Source organism: Paenibacillus riograndensis SBR5, assembly GCF_000981585.1.
Taxonomy (GTDB): domain Bacteria; phylum Bacillota; class Bacilli; order Paenibacillales; family Paenibacillaceae; genus Paenibacillus_AQ; species Paenibacillus_AQ riograndensis.
Genome location: NZ_LN831776.1, coordinates 3,490,514 through 3,510,375, shown reverse-complemented (window position 1 = coordinate 3,510,375; position 19,862 = coordinate 3,490,514). Strand labels below are relative to the sequence as shown.

Genomic DNA, 19,862 nt, shown 5'->3' with positions numbered 1-19,862 from the left:
CGCAGCGCTTCTGCATGAGACTATATAAGGAGTAAAATGTCTACCTAGGGTTCAACGGAAAAAAGATAATAATACAGCGGCTGGCCGCCATTATGGATCTCTACTTCTACCTGGGGATAGGCTTCTGCAAGCCAGTTTTCCAGCGCATCAGTGACGCTATCCTCAGATTCAGCGCCTGTCAATACGGTAACAATCTCATCACCGTTCTCCAGCATGCTTCCCAGAAGTGCCTGGCTGGCTGCCAGCAGATCATCCGCAGCGGCTACAATCTTCGAATTGGCTATCCCGATATACTGCCCGGACTTGATCTCCAGCTCCTCAATAACCGTATCGCGGACCGCATTGGTAATCTGTCCCGATTTGACCTGGGAGATTGCCTCCAGCATGTTGCCGGTGTTGGTTTCGACCGCATCTTCCTCCTGGAAGGCAAAAGCGGCGGCAATCCCCTGCGGGATGCTTTTGCTTGGAATAACGGTTATCTCACGTTCGCCCTCAAGCAGCTCCTTGGCTTGCTGAGCCGCAAGCACAATGTTCGAGTTGTTAGGGAGAATATAGATATGCTTCGCCGATATAGACGATATCGCGTTAACGAAATCCTCTGTGCTGGGATTCATCGTCTGTCCGCCGGACAGAATGGCGTCCACGCCGAGGCTGCGGAAAATATCAGAGATGCCTTCACCCGAAGATACGGCAATAAACCCGTACTGAGCCATGTCATCTGCGGGTGGAACCGCCGGTGCCTGGACACTGCTCTCTTCCTGCGGAATATCCGCAAACAGGTCTGGCATAGGCGCGATGTCCATGCCGGCGGTCAGCAGATCGCGGTGCTGCTCCCGCATGTTAAGAATATGGATCTGCGTAATTTCGCCATATTGCAGTGCCAGATTCAGGACCTCGCCCGGAGTCTTGGAATGGACATGGACCTTGATGGTCTCATCATCCGAAATGACGATAATGGAATCTCCATTAACTGACAACGCTTTCCGAAACGATTCCTCGTCAAATTCCGTTTTGACGGAGCCGCCAAGCAGCCGGTTAATAAAAAACTCCATGTCGTAAAGAAATTCGATGTCTTCCGTAGACAGTTGTGATTGCGCAGATGACTGCACGGAGGACAATACGTTCTCATGTTTGGTCAACACCGCTGAAGGCGATGCCGCAGGCGCGGCTGCAGGAGCTTGTCCCTGTACCGGCACTGGCACCCCTGTGCCGGCGCTGCCCGTCAGATACTGATGAAAGCCCTCATAAATGTAAACCAGACCCTGGCCGCCGGAGTCAACAACGCCCACCTGCTTGAGCACAGGCAGAAGCTCCGGTGTATTAGCCAACGCTTCTTTGGCTCTGGACAGGACTTCAGTCATCAGCTCTGTTACATCCGTTGTACGCCGCGCGTAGTAGACTGCGTGTCTGGCAGCTTCCTTGGCGACTGTAAGTATCGTTCCCTCTACCGGCTTGACCACCGCTTTGTATGCTGTATCCACTCCGGTCTGCAGCGCTGCTGCGAACTGCTGCGTGTTCAATTCATCATATTGGGCTGCGTACCGTCCAAGGCCTCTGAACAGCTGTGACAAAATAACGCCGGAGTTCCCCCGTGCCCCCATCAAGAGACCTTTGGACAATACTCCTGCACATTGACCCACTGAGCCTGTATTATTTTTTTTCAATTCGTTCGCGCCTGCGGTCATCGTCAAATTCATATTTGTACCTGTGTCGCCATCCGGGACCGGAAATACATTTAGGGAATTGACGTGCTCTGCATGCTGCTGCAGCTTCTCCGCTCCGGCGAGTACCATTGCGGTAAAATCTGTTCCGTCTATAGAACGCTTACTCAATGAGGATTCCCCTTCCTAACTTCATGCCTAATCAATTCTATGATTAACTGGACATAATACACTAATCTATATTGTACTATAAGAGCCAAAAGAAATAAATGTTTTTGAAGCGGTTGACGAAGCAAATTTTGCTGTGATATTATATTTAAGTATTGTTTTACGCAGGTGTAAGTAACAAGGAGGTGTAATCTATGTCCCGCAAATGTACTGTAACTGGCAAGAAACCGGGCAGCGGCAACCATGTATCCCATGCGAACAACCGCAACCGTCGCTCTTGGGGAGTTAACGTTCAGAAGGTCCGTATCCTCGTGAACGGCAAACCGAAACGCGTGTACGTCAGCACCCGTGCTTTGAAAGCCGGCAAAGTTGAACGCGTTTAGTCTTAGATTATTCTGAGACCTTACTGTATATGAAGCAAAAAGCACCCTTTACAAATGTAAGGTGCTTTTTTTTCATGTTTTCTGTTCAATTCCGTCTTCAGCTTTTCTGAAAAGTGTTCAAAATCGCTTTAACAAAACCTCCCAAAAATCTTGGCAGCTTGAACGTGTAAAATTTCATCCTTAACCCTCCCATCAATTCATGCCGTACGGTAGGAGACTTTCCTGTCGTGCGCTAACGTAACGAATGCAGACCTCCCTTATTGAACCAAGCAGAACCGGGAGAGCCGTACTCTGGAAGAGACGGCCCCCGTTTCAGCGGGAAATAGAAGGAACCTTTATAGCCCTCATACAAGGTCTTCTATTCAAAAAAAGGCTACATGAGATTTCTGCTCATGTAACCATATTTATGCGTCAGCAACTTGGCCTATACCATTAGTTCGAACGTGTACTTACGATTAGCGCAGAGCCGCTTCTGCGGCTTCACGGATCGCCTTGATGGCAGCTGCACGGTCACTGCGTCCGAACACGGCATTACCGGCCACCAAAACATCTGCTCCTGCTTCAGCGACCAGCGGTGCAGTTGCTTCAGCGATGCCTCCGTCTACTTCGATGCGCAGGGAGGTATGATTGACTTCCCGGGCCCACTCCCGGATCTGGCGGATCTTCTTCAGCGTGTGCGGAATAAACGACTGTCCGCCGAAGCCCGGGTTCACAGTCATTACCAGCACCATATCCACATCCTCCAGCACCTCGCGCACCGCCGAAGCGGGCGTACCCGGATTGATTGCTACTCCGGCCAGAAGGCCCAGCTCCTTAATCTGATGCACCACCCGGTGAAGATGCACACAGGCCTCGGCATGAACTGTAATGACGTTGGCTCCCGAGGCTGCAAACTCAGGGATATAACGTTCAGGGTTCTCAATCATCAAATGAACATCAAGCGGCAGCGAGGTATGTGCCTTCACAGCCTTTACAATCGGCGGTCCAAGGGTAATATTCGGCACAAAATGGCCGTCCATAACGTCTACATGAATCCAGTCACCGCCACTGGCTTCCGCTTCCGCAACCTCAGCGCCAAGCGCAGCAAAATCAGCCGACAATATCGATGGTGCGATTGTGATCATAATGTTAGTACCTCCGCTTTTTATCTTTCATTTCATTGTAAAACAGCTTGTAATGCTCATAACGGCTGCCAGCGATAGCTCCGGAGTTCACAGCCTCAACGACACGGCAGCCCGGTTCATGAATATGGCTGCATCCGCGGAATTTACAGTTTTCGGCATAGGGGGCAAACTCGCGGAAACAGGTGGACAGCTCTTCCACACCCAATTCCAGAAAATCAAGCTGGCTGAAGCCCGGGGTATCAGCCACAAAGCCGCCGCCCCCGATGTCCATTAGTTCGACATGCCGGGTCGTATGCCGTCCCCGGCCCAAGCGGAGGCTGATCTCCCCCGTTTCCAGCCCAAGGCCGGGCACAAGCCGGTTCAGCAGGGTCGATTTGCCTACACCGGACTGTCCGGAGAAGACACTGATGATCCCGGCCAGACGTTCCCGCAGCTCCTCGCTGCCGGAGCCGGTAAGTGAACTCGTGACGATCACTTCATATCCGATATGCTCGTACAGCGCTTTGACCTGATTCGTGGCATCGCCATCGTCCTCGGCCAAATCCTGCTTCGTCAGCACAATCAACGTTTCCAGGCCGGAGTGCTCAATGTGAACCAGAAATTTATCCAGCAGGTTCAGATTCATATCCGGCTCGCGCACTGAAAACAACAGCACAGCCAGTTTGACGTTGGCAACCGGCGGACGGATCAGCTCGGATTCCCTGGGAAGCAGCTCATCAACCATGCCTTCCCCGTTTTCAGTCAAGACGTATTTAATGCGGTCGCCCACAAGCGGAGCGGTCCCTTTCTTCTTCAGGATTCCCCGCCCCCGGCACTGTACAGCTTCTTCCTCGGCAGCAATCATTCCATCGCGGAGCGGTTTGACGTAATAATAACCGCTTAATGCTTTGATGATAATTCCCTCAGGCATACATCATGAGCCATCCTCTCCTGATTTTGCACAAATGACCCAAGTTCGTAGGCTACCCGGGTCATTCTGCTGACTGCAGCCGCTCCGGGATTTCTCCCGGGCAGCTCAGTTTCTCTTTTATTTGTCTTTGTTTTTACCTTTTTCCTTGCCTTTTTCTTTGCCATTGTCCTTGACTTTATTGTCCGCTGTCTGCCCGTTATCGCCATCGCGGGCCACAAATCCTGTCTGATTCACCGAACCCGTAGTTGTGCCTTCTTCCGTGGAAGGGGGCAGAATCTCAGGCTCTATCGTTGGATCGGCAGTAGCCGGCGGCGGTTCAGTCGGTGCCTGCGTCGGCTCAGGAGTATGCTGGACCGGTGGCTCCGGATCAGGCACCGTTCCATTTTTGGCGTCCGCATATTTAATCGAATAGGTGGCGACAAAATCACCATCCTGGTAGACAGAAACGGAGCCGTCCTTATTAGGGGCCAGCAGCAGTTTCACAGCCAGTCTTTGGCTTTTGGCAATCGTGCGCGTTCCCCATTCCTGATTCTCGCCATCCTTGCGGGCATCGGCATAAATAATGCGGATTTTGGTCTTGGTCCCTTCCACCGAAGGGGCTACCGGCACATTGAATGTATATTCCAAGGCTTCAGGAGGGTAACCTTTACTAACGGTAATGTTAATCTTTTCACCTGGCGAAGCGGTATCGCCTTTTTCATAAGGCCATTGCTCCATAACGATGCCTTTCTCGACGGAGAAGCTGGATTCCTCCTTAACTTCACCGAGGACAAGACCTGCCGCTTCAAGCAGGCTCTTCGCCTCTGCCTGCGGCTTGTTAGTAAGATCAGGTACATCAGCAGTCTCTTTCCCTTGGCTCACAATCAGCTTGATCGTCGCCGTCGCCGGATCATACTCGCTGTCCACGGCTGGCTCCGTGCCGATAACCTGCCCTTCAGGGAAATCCTCGCTGTAGCGCTGGTCCGGGGTGATCCGGCTCTGATCCACACCTTCAGCGATTAACAGCTTAATGGCTTCTTCTTCAGTCTTGCCCGCTAAAGGAATCATCTTAGAAAGCGGCTTGGGAATGTTTACCGTAAGAGCGATATGCGTGTCTTCCTTGACCATAGTATCCGGCTCTTTACTCTGCTTCAATACTACATCAGGCTCGAAATTTGCATTGTACTCCCCAGCAGGCGGTTCGTCGGCAACGAGCCCGACCTTGGCAAGCTCAGCTTTTGCTGCTTCAAAGGACAGGCCGGTCACCTTGGGTACCGCTACTTCATCTACGGCAAGCTTGGCATTTACATACCAGACCACTCCGCCCATAGCAATCAGCACCAGCAGAGTGAGGCTGATCCACAGCACAGCACGTCCTGACTTGCGCTTGCCCGGGCTGCGGGGCTCATCCTCTTCTTCCCGCCTCATCCGCTCTTCGCCGCTGCCGGCGCGGCTGCCGAGGCCCCGCTGCATAGGCCTGATTGCCGGAATAATGCGGGTTCTGTCCTCGTCTTCCTCATCATGGAACTGCGTTTTGGATTCACTGCGCCGTTCCGGAAGCAGGCAGGTCTCCAGATCCTGCAGCATTTCCTTCGCCGACTGGTACCGCTCCTCGGGATTTTTGCGCATGGATCTTAAAATAACATTCTCAACGCTTTGCGGAATCAGCGGATTCAGCAGCCTCGGCTCTTCAAATTCCTCCTGCAAATGTTTCAAGGCTACACTGATCGGACTTTCGCCCAAAAAAGGAAGCACTCCGGTAAGCATTTGGTAAAGTACAATCCCCAAGGAATAAAGATCGGATTTCTCCCCTGTAGTTACCCCTTTGGCATGCTCCGGCGAAAAATAATGCACCGATCCGACTACTGAACCCGTCTGGGTTATCGTTGTGGAAGTGACTGCCCGGGCGATCCCAAAATCCGTCACCTTGACTCTTCCATTGCGCCCGATCAGGATATTATGCGGCTTGATGTCCCGGTGTATGATCTGATTCTGATGGGCATGATCCAGCGCATCACAGATCTGGGAGGCAATACGTACGGCTTCATCCACCTGCAGTGGAGCCCGTTCTTTGATGATCTCATTCAGATTCTTGCCTTCCACATACTCCATGACAATATAATGAATTTCATCTTCCTGGCCCACATCATATATACTAACCACATTTGGATGTGACAACGATGCAGCGGACTGCGCCTCCCGCCGGAAACGGCGGATAAATTCCTCATCATGCACAAACTGATTTCGCAAAACTTTGATAGCAACGTTCCGGTTGAGCAGAATATCATGGGCTCTGTAGACAAGCGCCATGCCTCCTCCTCCGATGCGTTCAATAACTTGGTAACGGCCGCCCAATTCGTGACCGATCATCTATCCCACTCCTTTGTCTCGGGCACAGCGGCCTCTCCTTGATGTTCTAACATAGCGACACTTATATTATCGCCGCCGCCTGCCAGCAAAGCCAACTGAAGTAAACGGTCCGCCCGTTCCTCTAAGGATATCTCCTGTATCCCTGCCACTTTCCCCAAATGCTCCTGGCTGACGAAATTGCTGAGGCCGTCACTGCACAGAAGCAGAAGCTCCCCCGGTTCCAGACGCACAGGCGCCAGATCAGCCGTTACCTCGGCATCCGTCCCCAGCGCTCTGGTCAGAACATTGCGGCGCGGGTGGTTATCAAGCTCCTCCAGGCTGATCTGGCCATTCTTGAACAGCTCATTGACCAGCGTATGATCCTCGGTTAATTGTACGGCTGCACCATCCTTGATCAAATAGGCTCGGCTGTCCCCGATGTGGCCAATATATCCGGCTTCCCCCTTAAGCAGCACCGCAACGACTGTTGTACCCATATTATGGTACTTCTCGTCACTTGATGCCTCATTGTGGACTGTATGGTTAGCTTCATATATGGCGGCAGACAGCGCATGCTGCAGCTCTTCCTCCGGCAGATCAGGCTGAAGCCCGTACAGGGCATTCTTCATGGTCTCCAGAGCAAGACGGCTTGCGGTGTCGCCAGCCAGATGTCCGCCCATTCCATCAGCGATAATGCCGAGGGTATAGCCGTTTTGGGTCACGCCGATCCAGACGGAATCCTCATTGACGGTACGAACCCGGCCAACGTCGCTGGCATGAACTGTTCTGATCAAATATCCTCACCCCAACTTCTCCATGTGTTTGGCGCGCAGCTGTCCGCATGCGGCCGCTATATCATGGCCCTGCTCACGGCGGATGGTAACATTTACGCCATGGTCGGCCAGAATACGCTGAAATTCAAAAATATCATTGCGGGAAGTCCGCACATACTTGCGTTCAGGCACATGATTCACGGGAATCAGATTCACGTGGCAGAGCATGGTCTTAAGCACCCCGGCGAGTTCTTCCGCATGTTCCTTCTGGTCATTCACGCCGCCGATCAGGGCATATTCAAAGCTGATCCGGCGGCCGGTCTTAGCCTGATAGTACCGCAGGGATTCAATCACATCATCAAAAGGATACCGGCGGTTCACCGGCATCAGCTTGGAGCGCAGCGCATCATTAGGTGCGTGGATCGAGATCGCAAGATTGATCTGGGTATCCTCATCAGCAAATTTATAGATGTTCGGCACAATCCCGCTGGTCGAAACCGTGATATGCCGTTGTCCGATATTCAGGCCTTTCTCATGAATCATCAGACGCAGGAACCGCATAGTCGCGTCGTAATTCTCAAAGGGTTCGCCCGTGCCCATGATAACAATGCTGCTGACCCGCTCGCCGCGGGCATCCAGAATCTGCTGGGAGCGGACCACTTGGGCCACAATTTCGCCAGCGGTCAGATCGCGTTTAAGACCGCCGAGTGTAGAGGCGCAGAAGGTGCACCCGATCCGGCAGCCTACCTGTGTCGTTACACAGACGCTGTTGCCATAATTGTGCTTCATAATAACAGTCTCGATCGCATGATCATCATGCAGGCCGAACAGGAATTTCACTGTGCCGTCCTTGGACTCCAGCTTCGTAATCTCAGTCAGCGCCGCTATGCGGAACTGTTCATCCAGCTTGGCGCGCAGCGCTTTGGACAAGTTGCTCATCGCTTCGAAATCATTGACCCGCTTGACATACAGCCAGTCAAAAATCTGCCCCCCGCGAAAAGCGGGCTCTCCGTTGTCCTTGGCCCACTGCTGCAACTCTTCCAGAGAAAAATCATATATTAAAGGTTTCATTAGAATTTGCACCTGTACTTTCTTAAGATATAGAAATTTATCAGCATAAGCGTACCAACCTGATCTATATAAGTTGAACTTTAGTTTTACATTGTGGGTATGGTCGTAACTGCGGTGAATGTTTGGACTTCCAGCCGCTGTTGTCCCCAGATTTCTTGATTGAAACCGTCTTTAGCGGTTGAAATCCGGTGACAAAGGCGGACGCTACCGCTCTTCCAGTTCCAAACTTCCCCTCCGTACTTCCACCCTTTTATGATATTTTTAAGTTCATCTTATATAATTAAGGTTATGCGTATTATTTCTCATTCTTCCTATTTTAACACAAATATCAGAGACGGTAAAAGAAAAGCCCGCCACGCATAAAGACCCGCGGGCGGGAGACCGGTACATGCCTTAAGAAATTGCTATGTTACAAGAGTCTTTGCAGCCTGGAAATGTAGAAGCCGTCACTGCCGTAATGCTGGGGCAGCAGCTGAAGCCCTTCTCCTGCCGCAAGTGCGGTCCCCTCTACTCTCTGCCATACCGGAGAAGTGAAGGTGGCAGAAGTAAACCCGGGATTGTTCCCGAGAAATTCTGCGATTACGCTGCTGTTTTCGGCCTGCTCTGTAGTGCAGGTGCTATAAACCAGAATGCCGCCGGGCTTAAGCAGCCGGGACACCGATTGCAGCAGCTCTGCCTGAAGAGCAGCTACACTGGCTACATCCTCCGGTTGTTTGCGCCATTTCAAATCGGGCTTGCGGCGGATGACCCCAAGTCCTGAACAGGGGGCATCAAGCAGAATCCGGTCAAACGACTCCGGTTCAAATGTCTGGGCCAGCCGGAGCGCATCAGTGCTGCCTATGGCAATACACTCCAGGCCAAGCCGCTGCGCCTGATCTGCAATCAGCCGGGCTTTGTGGGGATGCAGATCATTAGCATAGATATACCCTTCGTCCTTCATCAGTTCGCCCATGTGGGCGCTTTTGCCGCCCGGTGCGGCGCAGCAGTCAAGCACTCTCATGCCTGGCTCCGGCGCCACCGCTTCTGCCACAAGCATGGAGCTCTCATCCTGTACGGACAAATAACCGTCCCGGTACCAGGAGGTCAGCGCCAGATTGCCGCCGCCTTTGACCACAATACCGTAGGGGCTCACCAGCGAAGGCGAAGCTGCAAGTCCCGCTTCAAGCATCTGTTCCAGCAGCGCCTCGCGGCTGATCATTGTCAGATTCACACGCACGCTGGCCGCAGGAGGCTCATTGTTCGCTGCGCACATTGCTTCTGCTGCATCCAGTCCATACTCCGCAGCCCATTGCTTCACCATCCACAAGGGATGGGAATGGAGGATAGAAATCCGCTGCTCGGGGCTGAGGTTCTCCGGCAATACCGGTAGCTCCCCGGCACGCAGCACGCTGCGAAGTACACCATTCACCATTCCCGATATTCCCTGATGTCCGCGTTTCTTGGCAATATTGACCGCCTCGTTAACGGCGGCATGAGAGGGAATCCGGTCAAGATACATGATCTGATACAAGCTTAAGCGCAGCAAATTGCGGACCCAGGGCTGAAGCTTGGCAATGCCTTTGCTGACGAACCCGTCCAGTACATAATCCAGGGTAAGAAGCCGGGAGATGCTGCCATACACCAGCTCCGTGGCAAGCCCTGCATCCTCGCGGCTGAGCGCAGTCTTCTGCAGGCTGCTGTTCAGCAGCAGATTGCTGTAGGCACCCTGCTGCTCGACACGGACAAGAATATCGAGCGCCGCTTCCCGGGCAGATTCGGCTGCCCGGGTACCTGCGGCACCCGACCGGGCAGGCTTGCCTGCGGTTCCTTTTCTTGCACTGCCGCCTGCCGGGCGTGCTCCAGGTGCTCCTGCGCCGTTCCTGCCGCCGTCCGGCTGCATAAACGGCCCCTTGCGGCCCGCGCCGCCGCTGGCCGCGCTCAACCCAGCACCGTCCCGGGCTTCATCGCTGCGCCGCGGCTGAAATCGGCTGCGGACATAGCCTTTTTGCCGGCTGGCTGAACCGTGGTCAGGGACAGGCTGCCATCGCCTGTCTTCACTTTAACGCCACTGCCGCTCACCTCTATCACCGTACCGGGCACGGCCCCGCTGCCTCCGCCGTCCGCAGCAGGCTTGTGCGCTGCCCACACCTTGAACGTTTCGCCGTTCCAGAGGGTAAAAGCGCCAGAGAACGGCACCAGCCCGCGAATGCGGTTATAGATGTCTTGCGAGCCGGCGCTCCAGTCAATCCGTTCATCTTCCCTGGTGAGATTCGGCGCATAGGTGGCTTCGCTGTCATCCTGCGGAGTTGCCTGCACACGCCCTGCGGCCAGCCGGGGCATTTCCGTCTTGAGCAGCTCACATCCCGCCAGGCTCAGCTTCTCAAACAGAATTCCGGAGGTATCCTCTTCTCCGATTGGAACCTCTACCCGTGAGATCATGTCTCCGGTGTCCAGTCCTTCCGCCATATACATGAGGGTAACCCCGGTAAGCTTCTCGCCATTGATAATACAGCGCTGAATCGGCGCACCGCCCCGGTATTTCGGCAGCAGCGAGCCGTGAACATTCACACAGCCGTACTGCGGAAGCTCCAGCACCGTTTTGGGCAGAATCTGTCCGTAAGCGGCCGTAACAATCAGATCCGGCTCATAGGCAGCCAGCTCCGCCACGGATTCAGGACGCCTCAGCCGTTCAGGCTGCAGCACAGGCAGTCCCAGAGATATAGCTGCCTCTTTGACCGGTGACGGGGTGAGTGTCTTTTTTCGTCCCTGCGGCCGGTCAGGCTGGGTGATCACTGCAACTACCTCATACCCTTCCTTCACCAGCATTTGCAGGGAAGGCACCGCAAAAGCCGGAGTCCCCATGAACACTATCTTCATTCCATTCACTCCCCAGTTTCGCTGCGCTCAGCGGTATACTCATATACCTTCTCGGCGATATCCGTGAACAGCACCCCGTTAAGATGGTCAATCTCGTGCTGAAATGCCCGGGCCAGCAGGCCGCTTCCGGTTATCGTCACTTCGTTGCCTTCACGGTCCAGCCCGCGCACGGTTACCGTCTCGGCACGGCGCACATCACCATTCAAACCGGGAATGCTCAGGCATCCCTCCGGCCCGAACTGTTCGCCTTCCATGCTGACAATTTCCGGATTGATCAGCTTGATCAATCCATGCTCCTCATCGGCATCCACGACGATCAGCCGTTTCAAAATACCGACCTGCGGCGCAGCCAGCCCAACCCCTTCCGCATCATACATGGTATCCGCCATGTCATCCAGCAGCTTTTGAACATTGTGGGTTATCTTCGTCACCGTCTTAGCTGTCTTATGCAGCACCTCATCCGGTTCTTTCACGATCAGCCTTATAGCCATTGTAAACACACCATCCTTGAACATTTCTATAGTATAACTTTCCCTTTTATGAATTTTTCAAGTTCATCTTATATAAGTTTTCTGCAATGCGTACCTATTGTATCATGCCTGCCGATTACATCAACATTTGCGGATCTACATCCAGACTGATCTGCAGTCCGGTATCACGAACCGAATCCTCCAGCTCTTCTGCCACCTGGCGGGCCAGTCCGATGGCATCAATGGAGCCGCGCCACTTGATGATACATTGGAACCGGTACCGGCCTTTTAGCCGGGGAAGCGGGGATGCGACAGGACCGAGCAGATCGAGCGCATCGGAGGACAGCTTATCCAGGCTGCCGAACCAGCGCAGCTGCCGTGCCTTGCCCTGCAGGTTCAGCGCGTAATTCTCCGCCAAACGCAGCAGCACCGGCAGCTGTTCATGAGAAAGCGTGACTAGAATCAGCCGGCAATACGGAGGGTAATGCAATTCCCGGCGGTGCTTCAGCTCTTCCCGTACAAAAGAGTGGTAATCATGCCCGCTGGCATGAACGATGGAATAATGCTCCGGGGTATAGGACTGCACAACCACCTCGCCGGGCAGCTGATGGCGTCCGGCTCTGCCGGCAACCTGCGTCAGCAGCTGGAAGGTTTTTTCCGCCGCCCGAAAGTCCGGCAGGTTCAGCGCGGAATCGGCGGTAATCACTCCCACCAGCGTAACGTCCGGAAAATCCAGCCCTTTGGCTACCATCTGCGTGCCCAGCAGCACATCGGCTTTTTTGTCCCTGAACTGGTTCAGCAGCTTCTCGTGTGAACCCTTCTCCGTGGTCGTGTCCACATCCATACGAATAACACGGATGCCGGGAAACAGCTTGCCGAGCTCTTCTTCAACCCGCTGGGTGCCTGTGCCAAAAAAACGGATATGCTCGCTTCCGCATTCCGGACACAGCTTAGGCGCCGGTTCGGCGTGGCCGCAGTAGTGACAGCGGAGATTATCGCTGCGGCTGTGATACGTCAGTGAGATGTCACAGTCGGGACACCCTGCCACATAACCGCAGCTGCGGCACATCACAAAGGTGGAAAACCCCCTGCGGTTCAGCAGGAGCACCGTCTGCTCCCCGCGTTCCAGCCGGCTCTCCAGAGCCGCATGGAGCCGGCGGCTGAACATCGAACGGTTCCCTTCCTTCAGTTCCTCCCGCATATCCGTCACATGCACCTTGGGCAATTCATTGCCAAGTGCACGGCTCGGCATGTGCAGCAGGACTGGCGAGAAATGAATATCGCTCTGCGACCTGGCCGCATGATAGCTCTCCAGTGAAGGAGTAGCGGAGCCAAGGATCACCGCAGCTCCAGCCTGCTCTGCACGACGGACCGCAACATCACGCGCATGGTATTTCGGATTCTCCTCCTGCTTATAAGAGGATTCATGCTCTTCATCCATGATGATGAGGCCCAGACTCACGAACGGAGCAAAAACCGCGGAACGGGCGCCTACAGCCACCGATGCTTTACCTTCACGGATTTTGCGCCATTCGTCATACCGCTCGCCCACAGACAACCGGCTGTGCATCACAGCGACTCCACTCCCAAAGCGGCCTTTGAACCGCTCGACCATCTGCGGCGTTAGAGCAATCTCGGGCACAAGCACCACCGCCTGCCGCCCTTGATCCACGCAGCGCTGGATACACTGAAGATAGATTTCTGTCTTGCCGCTTCCGGTAACTCCATGCAGCAAAAACACCTCATGCCGCTGCTCATCCACGGTTGCGGCAATTCTGTTATATACAGTTTCCTGCTCATTTGTCAGCGGGAGCGGTGTACTGGGCTTGAAATCACGCCCCCGGTAAGGGTCACGGTATACCTCAATCTCGCTAATCTCAATAAAACCCTTGTCCTCCAGGGCCTTTACCGTCCCTGCCGTGACCTGCAGAATGGATAAAATATCCTTCATCGGCATCGGAAGCATCGCCTCCATGTCAATCAGGAAAGACAGCACTTCTTTTTGGCGGGCCGAACGCGCCGGGAATCCGGCAAGGGATTCGCGGGCCGCTGCGAGCCCTATAGCCAAATCAACCGCCTTGAGCTTCTTTTTGCCCATCTTGTCCTTAATCGACTGGCTCTCCGCCAATACGCCGCGGCGGAGCATAAACTTCACCGTCTCCGCTGCCTGGGGAAAGGTCCGGGTCAGCAGCTTCATGGAGACTTCTCCATGGCGTCTGACAAATTCTGAAATCCGGTTTTCCTCCAGATCCGTCTCCAGGAACAGCGGGAACAGCTCATCAGCGGTGGTGTTGCCTTCATCCGCCGCATCGCCGAGCGTTATCAGCCGTTCAGCCTTGCCTTTTAGAGCCGTAGGAAGCATCGCCTGAAGTGCCGATATCCGTCTGCAGGCGTATCTTTGGCTCATCCAATCCCCCAGCTCGACCAGCTCCGGGGACAGCGGGGGAAGCAGATCCAGCACTTCCTGTATCGGCTTCATCCCGGAGACTGTGCCTGTCTCCCCGGATTCCAGGGATACCACAAACCCCTGAACCGTACGGTGCCCAAAGGGCACGGCTACCCGGCTTCCCACCTCGATCCATAGTTTAAGCGGGTCTGGTATCAAATAATCAAACGGCCGGTCAGTGCTGCGCACAGGAACATCGACAATGACCTTGGCTATCTCCATTATAATTGCGCTCCGGAAATACGCTTGGCCGCCAGCTGCAGCAGCTGCCGTGCTACCTCATCCTTGGAGGTCTGCGGCAGATCAAGCACCAGCCCTTCTGCATCATAGACGGATACAATATTAGTGTCTGTACCGAATCCGGCACCTTCCATGGTAACATCGTTGGCAACAATCAAATCCAGATTTTTGCGGATCAGCTTGTCCCTGGCATAAAATTCGGCATTGCCTGTTTCAGCCGCAAAACCGATGAGAAACTGCTTACCCTTTTGTTTCCCCAGATTCTCCAAAATGTCTGTTGTTTTCACCAGTTCAAGGCTCAGCGTATCCCCGCTCTTCTTAATCTTGGATTCCGCACTCTGCCGCGGGCGGTAATCCGACACAGCCGCAGCCTTGACCAGGATATCGCAATCCTGCCAGGCGTTCAGTACGGCTTCATACATGTCCGCAGCCGATTCAACCCGGACCACGTCAATCTCCGGGTCCTGCGGAGGCGCTTCATCGGTGCGCGCAGCGATGAGGGTGACCTCTGCTCCCATTGCACGCGCAGCACGGGAAAGGGCAAAGCCCATTTTGCCGGAGGAATCATTGGTAATATAGCGGACCGGGTCAATGCGCTCAATCGTTCCGCCTGCAGTAATTACCACTTTTTTACCGGCGAGCGGCCCATTTGCCGCACTGCCCTGCAGAGCAAAAAACTGTTCTACCACCTTTACAATCTCTTCCGGCTCCTCCAGCCGCCCTTTGCCTACATAACCGCAGGCCAGCTGGCCTTCACCCGGCTCTATGAATTTCACTCCCCGCTTATACAGCGTGTTGATATTGTCCATCACCGCGGGATGCTGATACATGTGCACATTCATGGCAGGGGCCACCATCACCGGGGCCGTAGCCGCCAGCAGCGTGGTAGACAGCATGTCATCCGCCAGGCCGTGGGCCATTTTGGCAATAATATTGGCTGTCGCCGGTGCTACAAGTACAAGATCGGCGGAATCCGCCAGATCAATATGCGAAATCGAAGACGGATCGCGCTCCTGAAAGGTATCGCTGTATACACGCTGCTTGGATAAGGACTGCAGTGTCAGCTCTGTAATGAACTGCTTGGCCGAGGCGGTCATAATCACATGCACCGTGGCCCCTTTTTGTGTAAGCTTGCTGGTCAAGGCCGCGCCTTTATAGGCAGCAATCCCGCCGGTAATCCCCAAAATAATCGTTTTGCCCTGTAAGCTCTTCAACGTAATCTCCCCCCTGTTCCCTTGTCACCTGAAAAATCCTCAAATTTTGAGAAAAAAATAACAACCTTCCGGTTGTCAGATACCGCCCGGTCCGGGCTATTCAGAACTACGTTCAAACTACAGACCTCCTAACCCAAGCAGAAACGGCTGCACCGTCCTTAAAAGGGCGGTACCCGTTTCCGCAATGGCCTAGCAGGGCACCTTCAGACTACTCTTCGCCGCGGGTTACCGTAATACGGTCTTCAAAAACTTCCTCCAGGGCAACACCAACGAACTTGTGTGATCTTGGAGCTTTGATCTCGGTCTTGCCGCCTTCCCGGAGCACTCTCGCCCGGCGGGCTGCAGCAACCACCAGGGAATACTTGCTGTCAACTTTAGTCATCATTTCGTCAATGGATGGATATAGCACGTAAGACACCTCTTTATCTTTTACTGGAATATGAGCTTAAGTTCTGTTGAGCCTGTCATCTCACCTTACAATGTTCGGCGATAATGATGCTTTCTATTCGCTTGCAGGCCAGATCTATCTCATCGTTCACTACTGCATAATCGTAATGCCGGATCAGGCTGATCTCATCCTCCGCCACGGACATGCGGTGGCTGATGACATCAGGATGCTCTGTACCGCGCCCGCGGATTCGGTCCTTCAACTCGTCCATAGACGGAGGAAGAAGGAATACAAAGATGCCTTCAGGGAATTTCTCCTTGACCTTGAGTGCCCCCTGAACCTCGATTTCCAGGATAATATCTCTTCCGCTGTCGAGAGTTCTCTCCACAAAGTCACGCGGAGTACCGTAATAATTGCCTACGTACTCCGCATATTCAAGCAGCTGGTCGGCTTCGATCATGGCCGCAAACTGCTCTCTGGTCTTAAAAAAATAGTTGACTCCGTTCTCCTCGCCTTCACGCGGTTGACGTGTAGTCGCTGAAACAGAATAGACAAGCTCGGGCATCTTCGGCCGCAGTGCGGTGCATACGGTTCCTTTACCAACACCGGAAGGGCCGGATAATATGATCAGCAATCCTCTAGACATAGTACACTCCATTTGTTGTTATTCGTCGTTATCGTCATCTTTGCTGGACAGGCGGTGCGCCACCGTCTCCGGCTGCACGGCCGAAAGAATGACATGATCGCTGTCCGTAATGATGACGGCCCGCGTCCGGCGGCCGTAAGTAGCATCGATCAGCATATGCCGGTCTCTCGCCTCTTGGATAATACGTTTAATTGGTGCTGATTCCGGGCTGACAATGGAAATAATACGGTTGGCCGATACAATATTCCCAAAGCCGATGTTGATTAATTTAATTGCCATGTTCCGGTTGTTCCCCCCATAGGTTACATCTTCGCTTACTCTAGGCAGCTGTCATTCCAGGTTCGCTGCTTGCTCACGTATCTTCTCCAGCTCGGCCTTCATATCCAGCGTCAGGTTCACCAGAGTGAGATGATTGCATTTGGACCCTATAGTATTTGTCTCCCTGTTCATCTCCTGAACGAGAAAATCCAGCTTGCGTCCTGCAGGCTCGCTGCTTGTCAGCACAGCCTTGCATTGTTCAAAATGACTGTACAGCCGGGTAAGCTCTTCATCAATATTACAGCGGTCGGCAAAAATAGCCATTTCCATTCCGAATTTATGCTCTTCAAAAGGGAACGTACCGTCATTCAGCAAGGTCAGCCGCTGCCGCAGTTTCTCGCGGTACTCGCTCACCACAAATGGAGCGAGAACAGCCATTTCAGCATGGAGCTCCTCCAAATGATTCAGTCTCCCCAGCAGGTCAGCGGCTAGAAATCCGCCTTCACGGGCGCGCATGTCCATCAGCGCTTCCAGACTCTGGTGCAGCCCCAGTTCAAGGGTATCCTTGAGGTCCTGGGATGAGGCTAATGCCTGTACATCTTCCTTGAGTTCCATTACACCCGGCAGAGCGAGGATGTCGCGTAGCTGGAGCTCACCAGTGATTCCAAATTCTTCTCTCAGCTGCTGTGCCGACTTCAAATAAGAACGTACCGCCGAACGGTTTAGCACCTGTGCGGAATCAGCCTCATCGGCATGCTCCCTGTTAATGATGACATCGACCCGTCCCCGTTTGATATGAGCTTGAACCTGTCTTCGCAGCATATCCTCATAAACTGTCCAATCCCGGGGCATCCGCAGCACAACTTCGCAGTAACGGTTATTCACCGATTTGACTTCGAACGTTATCTTGTAACCGCAAAATTGCAGGGATGATTGACCGTATCCGGTCATGCTAAATGACAACGGAATCACATCCATTACACTATTGTAATTGATTATTACTAGCGAAACAAGGGGGACAATTTGCGCCCTTGTTTTGCCCACACGTACTCCAGAAGCTGCACACTCATATCATAGAACATGAATGGCGTCATCAGGTAAATGCCGTTAAAATGCGCAGTGGCCGCGTCCAGCAGCTCTTTGGCAATCCGCACTCCCTCTGCGCGTCCCGCTTCGCCTTCCAGTCCCTGCATACGGCTGCGAACCTCCGGGGAAAGCTGAATGCCGGGCACCTCATTGTGCAGATACTCGGCATTGCGACCGCTGGCGAGCGGCATGATGCCGATAAATATAGGAATCTCCAGATGCTCCGTTGCCTTCGCAATCCGGGCAATCAGCTCAGGATCATATACGGGCTGGGTCATAATATAGTCTGCACCGGAAGCGATTTTTTTCTCCAGCCGTTCAACTGCCTTGTCCAAATGCTTGACGTTAGGATTAAATGCAGCCCCGATCACAAAATTCGCGTTCTGCTTCAGCGGCTTGCCGGAAAAAGCGATGCCGTCATTAAGCTGTTTGATCATCCGTATAATTTCAAATGAGGTCAGATCATAAATAGAGCTTGAGCCCGGCAAATCCCCGAAACGGGCCGGGTCGCCTGTGACTGCCAGCACATGATCAATGCCCAGCGCATCGAAGCCCATAAGATGGGATTGGGTTCCGATCAGATTGCGGTCCCGGCAGGCAATGTGGACCAGGGGCCGCAGCCCTGTGCGGGCCTGCACCAGATGTCCCAGCGCCATGTTGCTCATCCGGGTCACAGCCAGCGAATTGTCCGCCAGGGTCAGCGCATCTGCGCCTGCCTTGCGCAGCGCTTCTGCCCCCCGCATGAACTTCGCAATATCCAGATCACGCGGCGGATCAAGCTCCACGATCACCGTATGGCGTTCCTTGACCAGATCAACCAGTGTCGGCTCTCTGCCGTCACGTTCCTCATCCTCTGCCAGATGCTCCTGGACGATCAGGCGTTCGGGATCTCTCTGTCCCGTCGGTTCCGGCAGGGGCTGCGGAGTATAGCCGCGCAGCGCAGCAGAAATTTCGGCAATATGCTGTGGAGTTGTGCCGCAGCAGCCGCCGATAATCCGGGCTCCCATATCCGCAAAAACCGGAGCCATCTGGCCGAAATACTCCGGCGATGCGCCATAGCGGTACTGTCCGTCCACATAATCGGCGATACCGGCATTGGGATATATGGAAGCGGGGAGCTTGAGATTCCCCTGCAGCGATTTCAGCGCCCGCTTAATGCCGTTAGGACCGGTCCGGCAGTTGAAGCCGATAACATCCGCCCCGTCCTGCTCCAAAATATGAAAAGCCTCCGGCAGCGTTAATCCGTCGAGGGTACGCGCAGTCTCATCCACTGCAAGCTGGCAGATCACCGGCAGGTCGCTGAGCTTGCGAACGGATCTCAGTGCCAAATGCAGCTCCTCCACATCATAGAAGGTTTCCAGCAGGATGCCGTCAGGCTGCTCTTCCAGCAGCGCCGAAAATTGCTCGGTATAAAACCGCTTCAGCTCCGTGCCGGACAGATTTGCCCGTTTACCGGCGCGGATCGAGCCTACCGCACCGACAACATAACCCGATTCACCTGCGGCACGCCGCGCAATCCGCACACCGGCGCGGTTGATATCACCGACCTTGGCCTCCAGCCCGAACTTCGACAGCTTGTCATAATTGGCTGAGTACGTGTTGCTCTCCAGCAGCACCGCTCCCGCTCCAATATAACTGCGGTGCACATCCTCAATCACCTCCGGAGAGGTCAAATTCAATTCTTCATAGGAGATGCCGACCGGGAAGCCTTTTTGATATAAAAAAGTTCCCATCGCCCCGTCTCCGACCAATACGTTATTCTTCCATGCAGAGCGCAAATCCGGCTTCACCGCAAGAACCTCCCCTAATCAGTCCATAGTTTCATACTAATGTAACATAA

At 53.8% G+C, this 19,862-nt stretch carries 18 protein-coding genes; 1 reads left to right on the top strand and 17 read right to left on the bottom strand.

Translation table 11 applies throughout. The features are described 5' to 3' along the window. Nucleotides 1-44: 44 nt before the first annotated feature. Nucleotides 45-1,832 carry a DAK2 domain-containing protein gene (locus tag PRIO_RS14540; protein ID WP_046503140.1) on the bottom strand — a complete coding sequence of 596 codons (1,788 nt, stop codon included), beginning with the start codon at nucleotides 1,830-1,832 and terminating at the stop codon, nucleotides 45-47. Nucleotides 1,833-2,023: 191 nt separating this feature from the next. On the opposite strand from PRIO_RS14540, the gene rpmB reads away from it, so the two are divergent. Beyond that, nucleotides 2,024-2,212 (top strand): 50S ribosomal protein L28, encoded by a 189-nt coding sequence (gene rpmB / locus PRIO_RS14535; protein ID WP_019911441.1) that lies wholly within the window; start codon nucleotides 2,024-2,026, stop codon nucleotides 2,210-2,212. 97 nt (nucleotides 2,213-2,309) lie between these two features. Here rpmB and spoVM read toward each other — a convergent pair whose 3' ends face one another. The 16 genes from spoVM to PRIO_RS14450 all read right to left on the bottom strand — a co-directional run bounded on the left by spoVM (nucleotide 2,310) and on the right by PRIO_RS14450 (nucleotide 19,812). Next, a complete protein-coding gene (spoVM, locus tag PRIO_RS14530; protein WP_020431362.1) occupies nucleotides 2,310-2,390 on the bottom strand; it encodes a stage V sporulation protein SpoVM in 81 nt (26 codons plus the stop codon). Between the two features lie 277 nt (nucleotides 2,391-2,667). Next, nucleotides 2,668-3,336 (bottom strand): ribulose-phosphate 3-epimerase, encoded by a 669-nt coding sequence (rpe, locus tag PRIO_RS14520; RefSeq protein ID WP_046503135.1) that lies wholly within the window; start codon nucleotides 3,334-3,336, stop codon nucleotides 2,668-2,670. 4 nt (nucleotides 3,337-3,340) lie between these two features. Further along, a complete protein-coding gene (gene rsgA / locus PRIO_RS14515; protein ID WP_046503133.1) occupies nucleotides 3,341-4,246 on the bottom strand; it encodes a ribosome small subunit-dependent GTPase A in 906 nt (301 codons plus the stop codon). 117 nt (nucleotides 4,247-4,363) lie between these two features. After that, nucleotides 4,364-6,595, bottom strand: a complete 2,232-nt coding sequence (gene pknB / locus PRIO_RS14510) for a Stk1 family PASTA domain-containing Ser/Thr kinase (RefSeq protein WP_020431372.1) — start codon at nucleotides 6,593-6,595, stop codon at nucleotides 4,364-4,366. Further along, a complete protein-coding gene (locus PRIO_RS14505) occupies nucleotides 6,592-7,368 on the bottom strand; it encodes a Stp1/IreP family PP2C-type Ser/Thr phosphatase (protein ID WP_020431374.1) in 777 nt (258 codons plus the stop codon). Before PRIO_RS14505 ends, pknB begins: the two co-directional genes overlap by 4 nt. Nucleotides 7,369-7,374: 6 nt before the next feature. After that, nucleotides 7,375-8,418: a dual-specificity RNA methyltransferase RlmN gene (gene rlmN / locus PRIO_RS14500; protein ID WP_020431376.1), complete on the bottom strand. Its 1,044-nt coding sequence runs from the start codon at nucleotides 8,416-8,418 to the stop codon at nucleotides 7,375-7,377. A 409-nt stretch (nucleotides 8,419-8,827) separates the two neighbouring features. Continuing rightward, nucleotides 8,828-10,297 (bottom strand): 16S rRNA (cytosine(967)-C(5))-methyltransferase RsmB, encoded by a 1,470-nt coding sequence (gene rsmB, locus PRIO_RS14495; RefSeq protein WP_081487280.1) that lies wholly within the window; start codon nucleotides 10,295-10,297, stop codon nucleotides 8,828-8,830. A 38-nt stretch (nucleotides 10,298-10,335) separates the two neighbouring features. Further along, nucleotides 10,336-11,274 carry a methionyl-tRNA formyltransferase gene (gene fmt / locus PRIO_RS14490; protein ID WP_046503128.1) on the bottom strand — a complete coding sequence of 313 codons (939 nt, stop codon included), beginning with the start codon at nucleotides 11,272-11,274 and terminating at the stop codon, nucleotides 10,336-10,338. 5 nt (nucleotides 11,275-11,279) lie between these two features. After that, entirely contained in the window at nucleotides 11,280-11,765 is a 486-nt protein-coding gene (gene def, locus PRIO_RS14485; protein WP_020431385.1) for a peptide deformylase, read from the bottom strand. Nucleotides 11,766-11,880: 115 nt separating this feature from the next. Then, entirely contained in the window at nucleotides 11,881-14,412 is a 2,532-nt protein-coding gene (gene priA / locus PRIO_RS14480; protein ID WP_046503125.1) for a primosomal protein N', read from the bottom strand. Next, a complete protein-coding gene (gene coaBC / locus PRIO_RS14475) occupies nucleotides 14,412-15,644 on the bottom strand; it encodes a bifunctional phosphopantothenoylcysteine decarboxylase/phosphopantothenate--cysteine ligase CoaBC (RefSeq protein ID WP_046503122.1) in 1,233 nt (410 codons plus the stop codon). Before coaBC ends, priA begins: the two co-directional genes overlap by 1 nt. A gap of 208 nt (nucleotides 15,645-15,852) precedes the next feature. Continuing rightward, the gene (gene rpoZ / locus PRIO_RS14470; protein ID WP_020431395.1) at nucleotides 15,853-16,053 is read right to left on the bottom strand and encodes a DNA-directed RNA polymerase subunit omega; all 201 of its coding nucleotides are present in this window, start codon (nucleotides 16,051-16,053) and stop codon (nucleotides 15,853-15,855) included. A gap of 55 nt (nucleotides 16,054-16,108) precedes the next feature. Beyond that, the gene (gmk, locus tag PRIO_RS14465) at nucleotides 16,109-16,678 is read right to left on the bottom strand and encodes a guanylate kinase (RefSeq protein WP_020431396.1); all 570 of its coding nucleotides are present in this window, start codon (nucleotides 16,676-16,678) and stop codon (nucleotides 16,109-16,111) included. Nucleotides 16,679-16,696: 18 nt separating this feature from the next. Next, nucleotides 16,697-16,957 carry an extracellular matrix/biofilm regulator RemA gene (remA, locus tag PRIO_RS14460; RefSeq protein ID WP_006209218.1) on the bottom strand — a complete coding sequence of 87 codons (261 nt, stop codon included), beginning with the start codon at nucleotides 16,955-16,957 and terminating at the stop codon, nucleotides 16,697-16,699. Nucleotides 16,958-17,008: 51 nt separating this feature from the next. Further along, the gene (locus PRIO_RS14455; RefSeq protein ID WP_020431400.1) at nucleotides 17,009-17,899 is read right to left on the bottom strand and encodes a YicC/YloC family endoribonuclease; all 891 of its coding nucleotides are present in this window, start codon (nucleotides 17,897-17,899) and stop codon (nucleotides 17,009-17,011) included. Between the two features lie 38 nt (nucleotides 17,900-17,937). After that, on the bottom strand, nucleotides 17,938-19,812 hold the full coding sequence (locus tag PRIO_RS14450; protein ID WP_020431402.1) for a bifunctional homocysteine S-methyltransferase/methylenetetrahydrofolate reductase: 1,875 nt from the start codon (nucleotides 19,810-19,812) through the stop codon (nucleotides 17,938-17,940). Nucleotides 19,813-19,862: the final 50 nt, after the last annotated feature.

What these genes read in the sequence shown, in the direction of transcription:
- fmt (WP_046503128.1), bottom strand. Translation starts at nt 11,274, where the DNA reads ATGAAGATAGTGTTCATGGGGACTCCGGCTTTTGCGGTGCCTTCCCTG.
- spoVM (WP_020431362.1), bottom strand. Translation starts at nt 2,390, where the DNA reads ATGAAATTTTACACGTTCAAGCTGCCAAGATTTTTGGGAGGTTTTGTT.
- rlmN (WP_020431376.1), bottom strand. Translation starts at nt 8,418, where the DNA reads ATGAAACCTTTAATATATGATTTTTCTCTGGAAGAGTTGCAGCAGTGG.
- rpmB (WP_019911441.1), top strand. Translation starts at nt 2,024, where the DNA reads ATGTCCCGCAAATGTACTGTAACTGGCAAGAAACCGGGCAGCGGCAAC.
- rsgA (WP_046503133.1), bottom strand. Translation starts at nt 4,246, where the DNA reads ATGCCTGAGGGAATTATCATCAAAGCATTAAGCGGTTATTATTACGTC.
- rsmB (WP_081487280.1), bottom strand. Translation starts at nt 10,297, where the DNA reads ATGCAGCCGGACGGCGGCAGGAACGGCGCAGGAGCACCTGGAGCACGC.
- remA (WP_006209218.1), bottom strand. Translation starts at nt 16,957, where the DNA reads ATGGCAATTAAATTAATCAACATCGGCTTTGGGAATATTGTATCGGCC.
- gmk (WP_020431396.1), bottom strand. Translation starts at nt 16,678, where the DNA reads ATGTCTAGAGGATTGCTGATCATATTATCCGGCCCTTCCGGTGTTGGT.
- rpe (WP_046503135.1), bottom strand. Translation starts at nt 3,336, where the DNA reads ATGATCACAATCGCACCATCGATATTGTCGGCTGATTTTGCTGCGCTT.
- priA (WP_046503125.1), bottom strand. Translation starts at nt 14,412, where the DNA reads ATGGAGATAGCCAAGGTCATTGTCGATGTTCCTGTGCGCAGCACTGAC.
- pknB (WP_020431372.1), bottom strand. Translation starts at nt 6,595, where the DNA reads ATGATCGGTCACGAATTGGGCGGCCGTTACCAAGTTATTGAACGCATC.
- def (WP_020431385.1), bottom strand. Translation starts at nt 11,765, where the DNA reads ATGGCTATAAGGCTGATCGTGAAAGAACCGGATGAGGTGCTGCATAAG.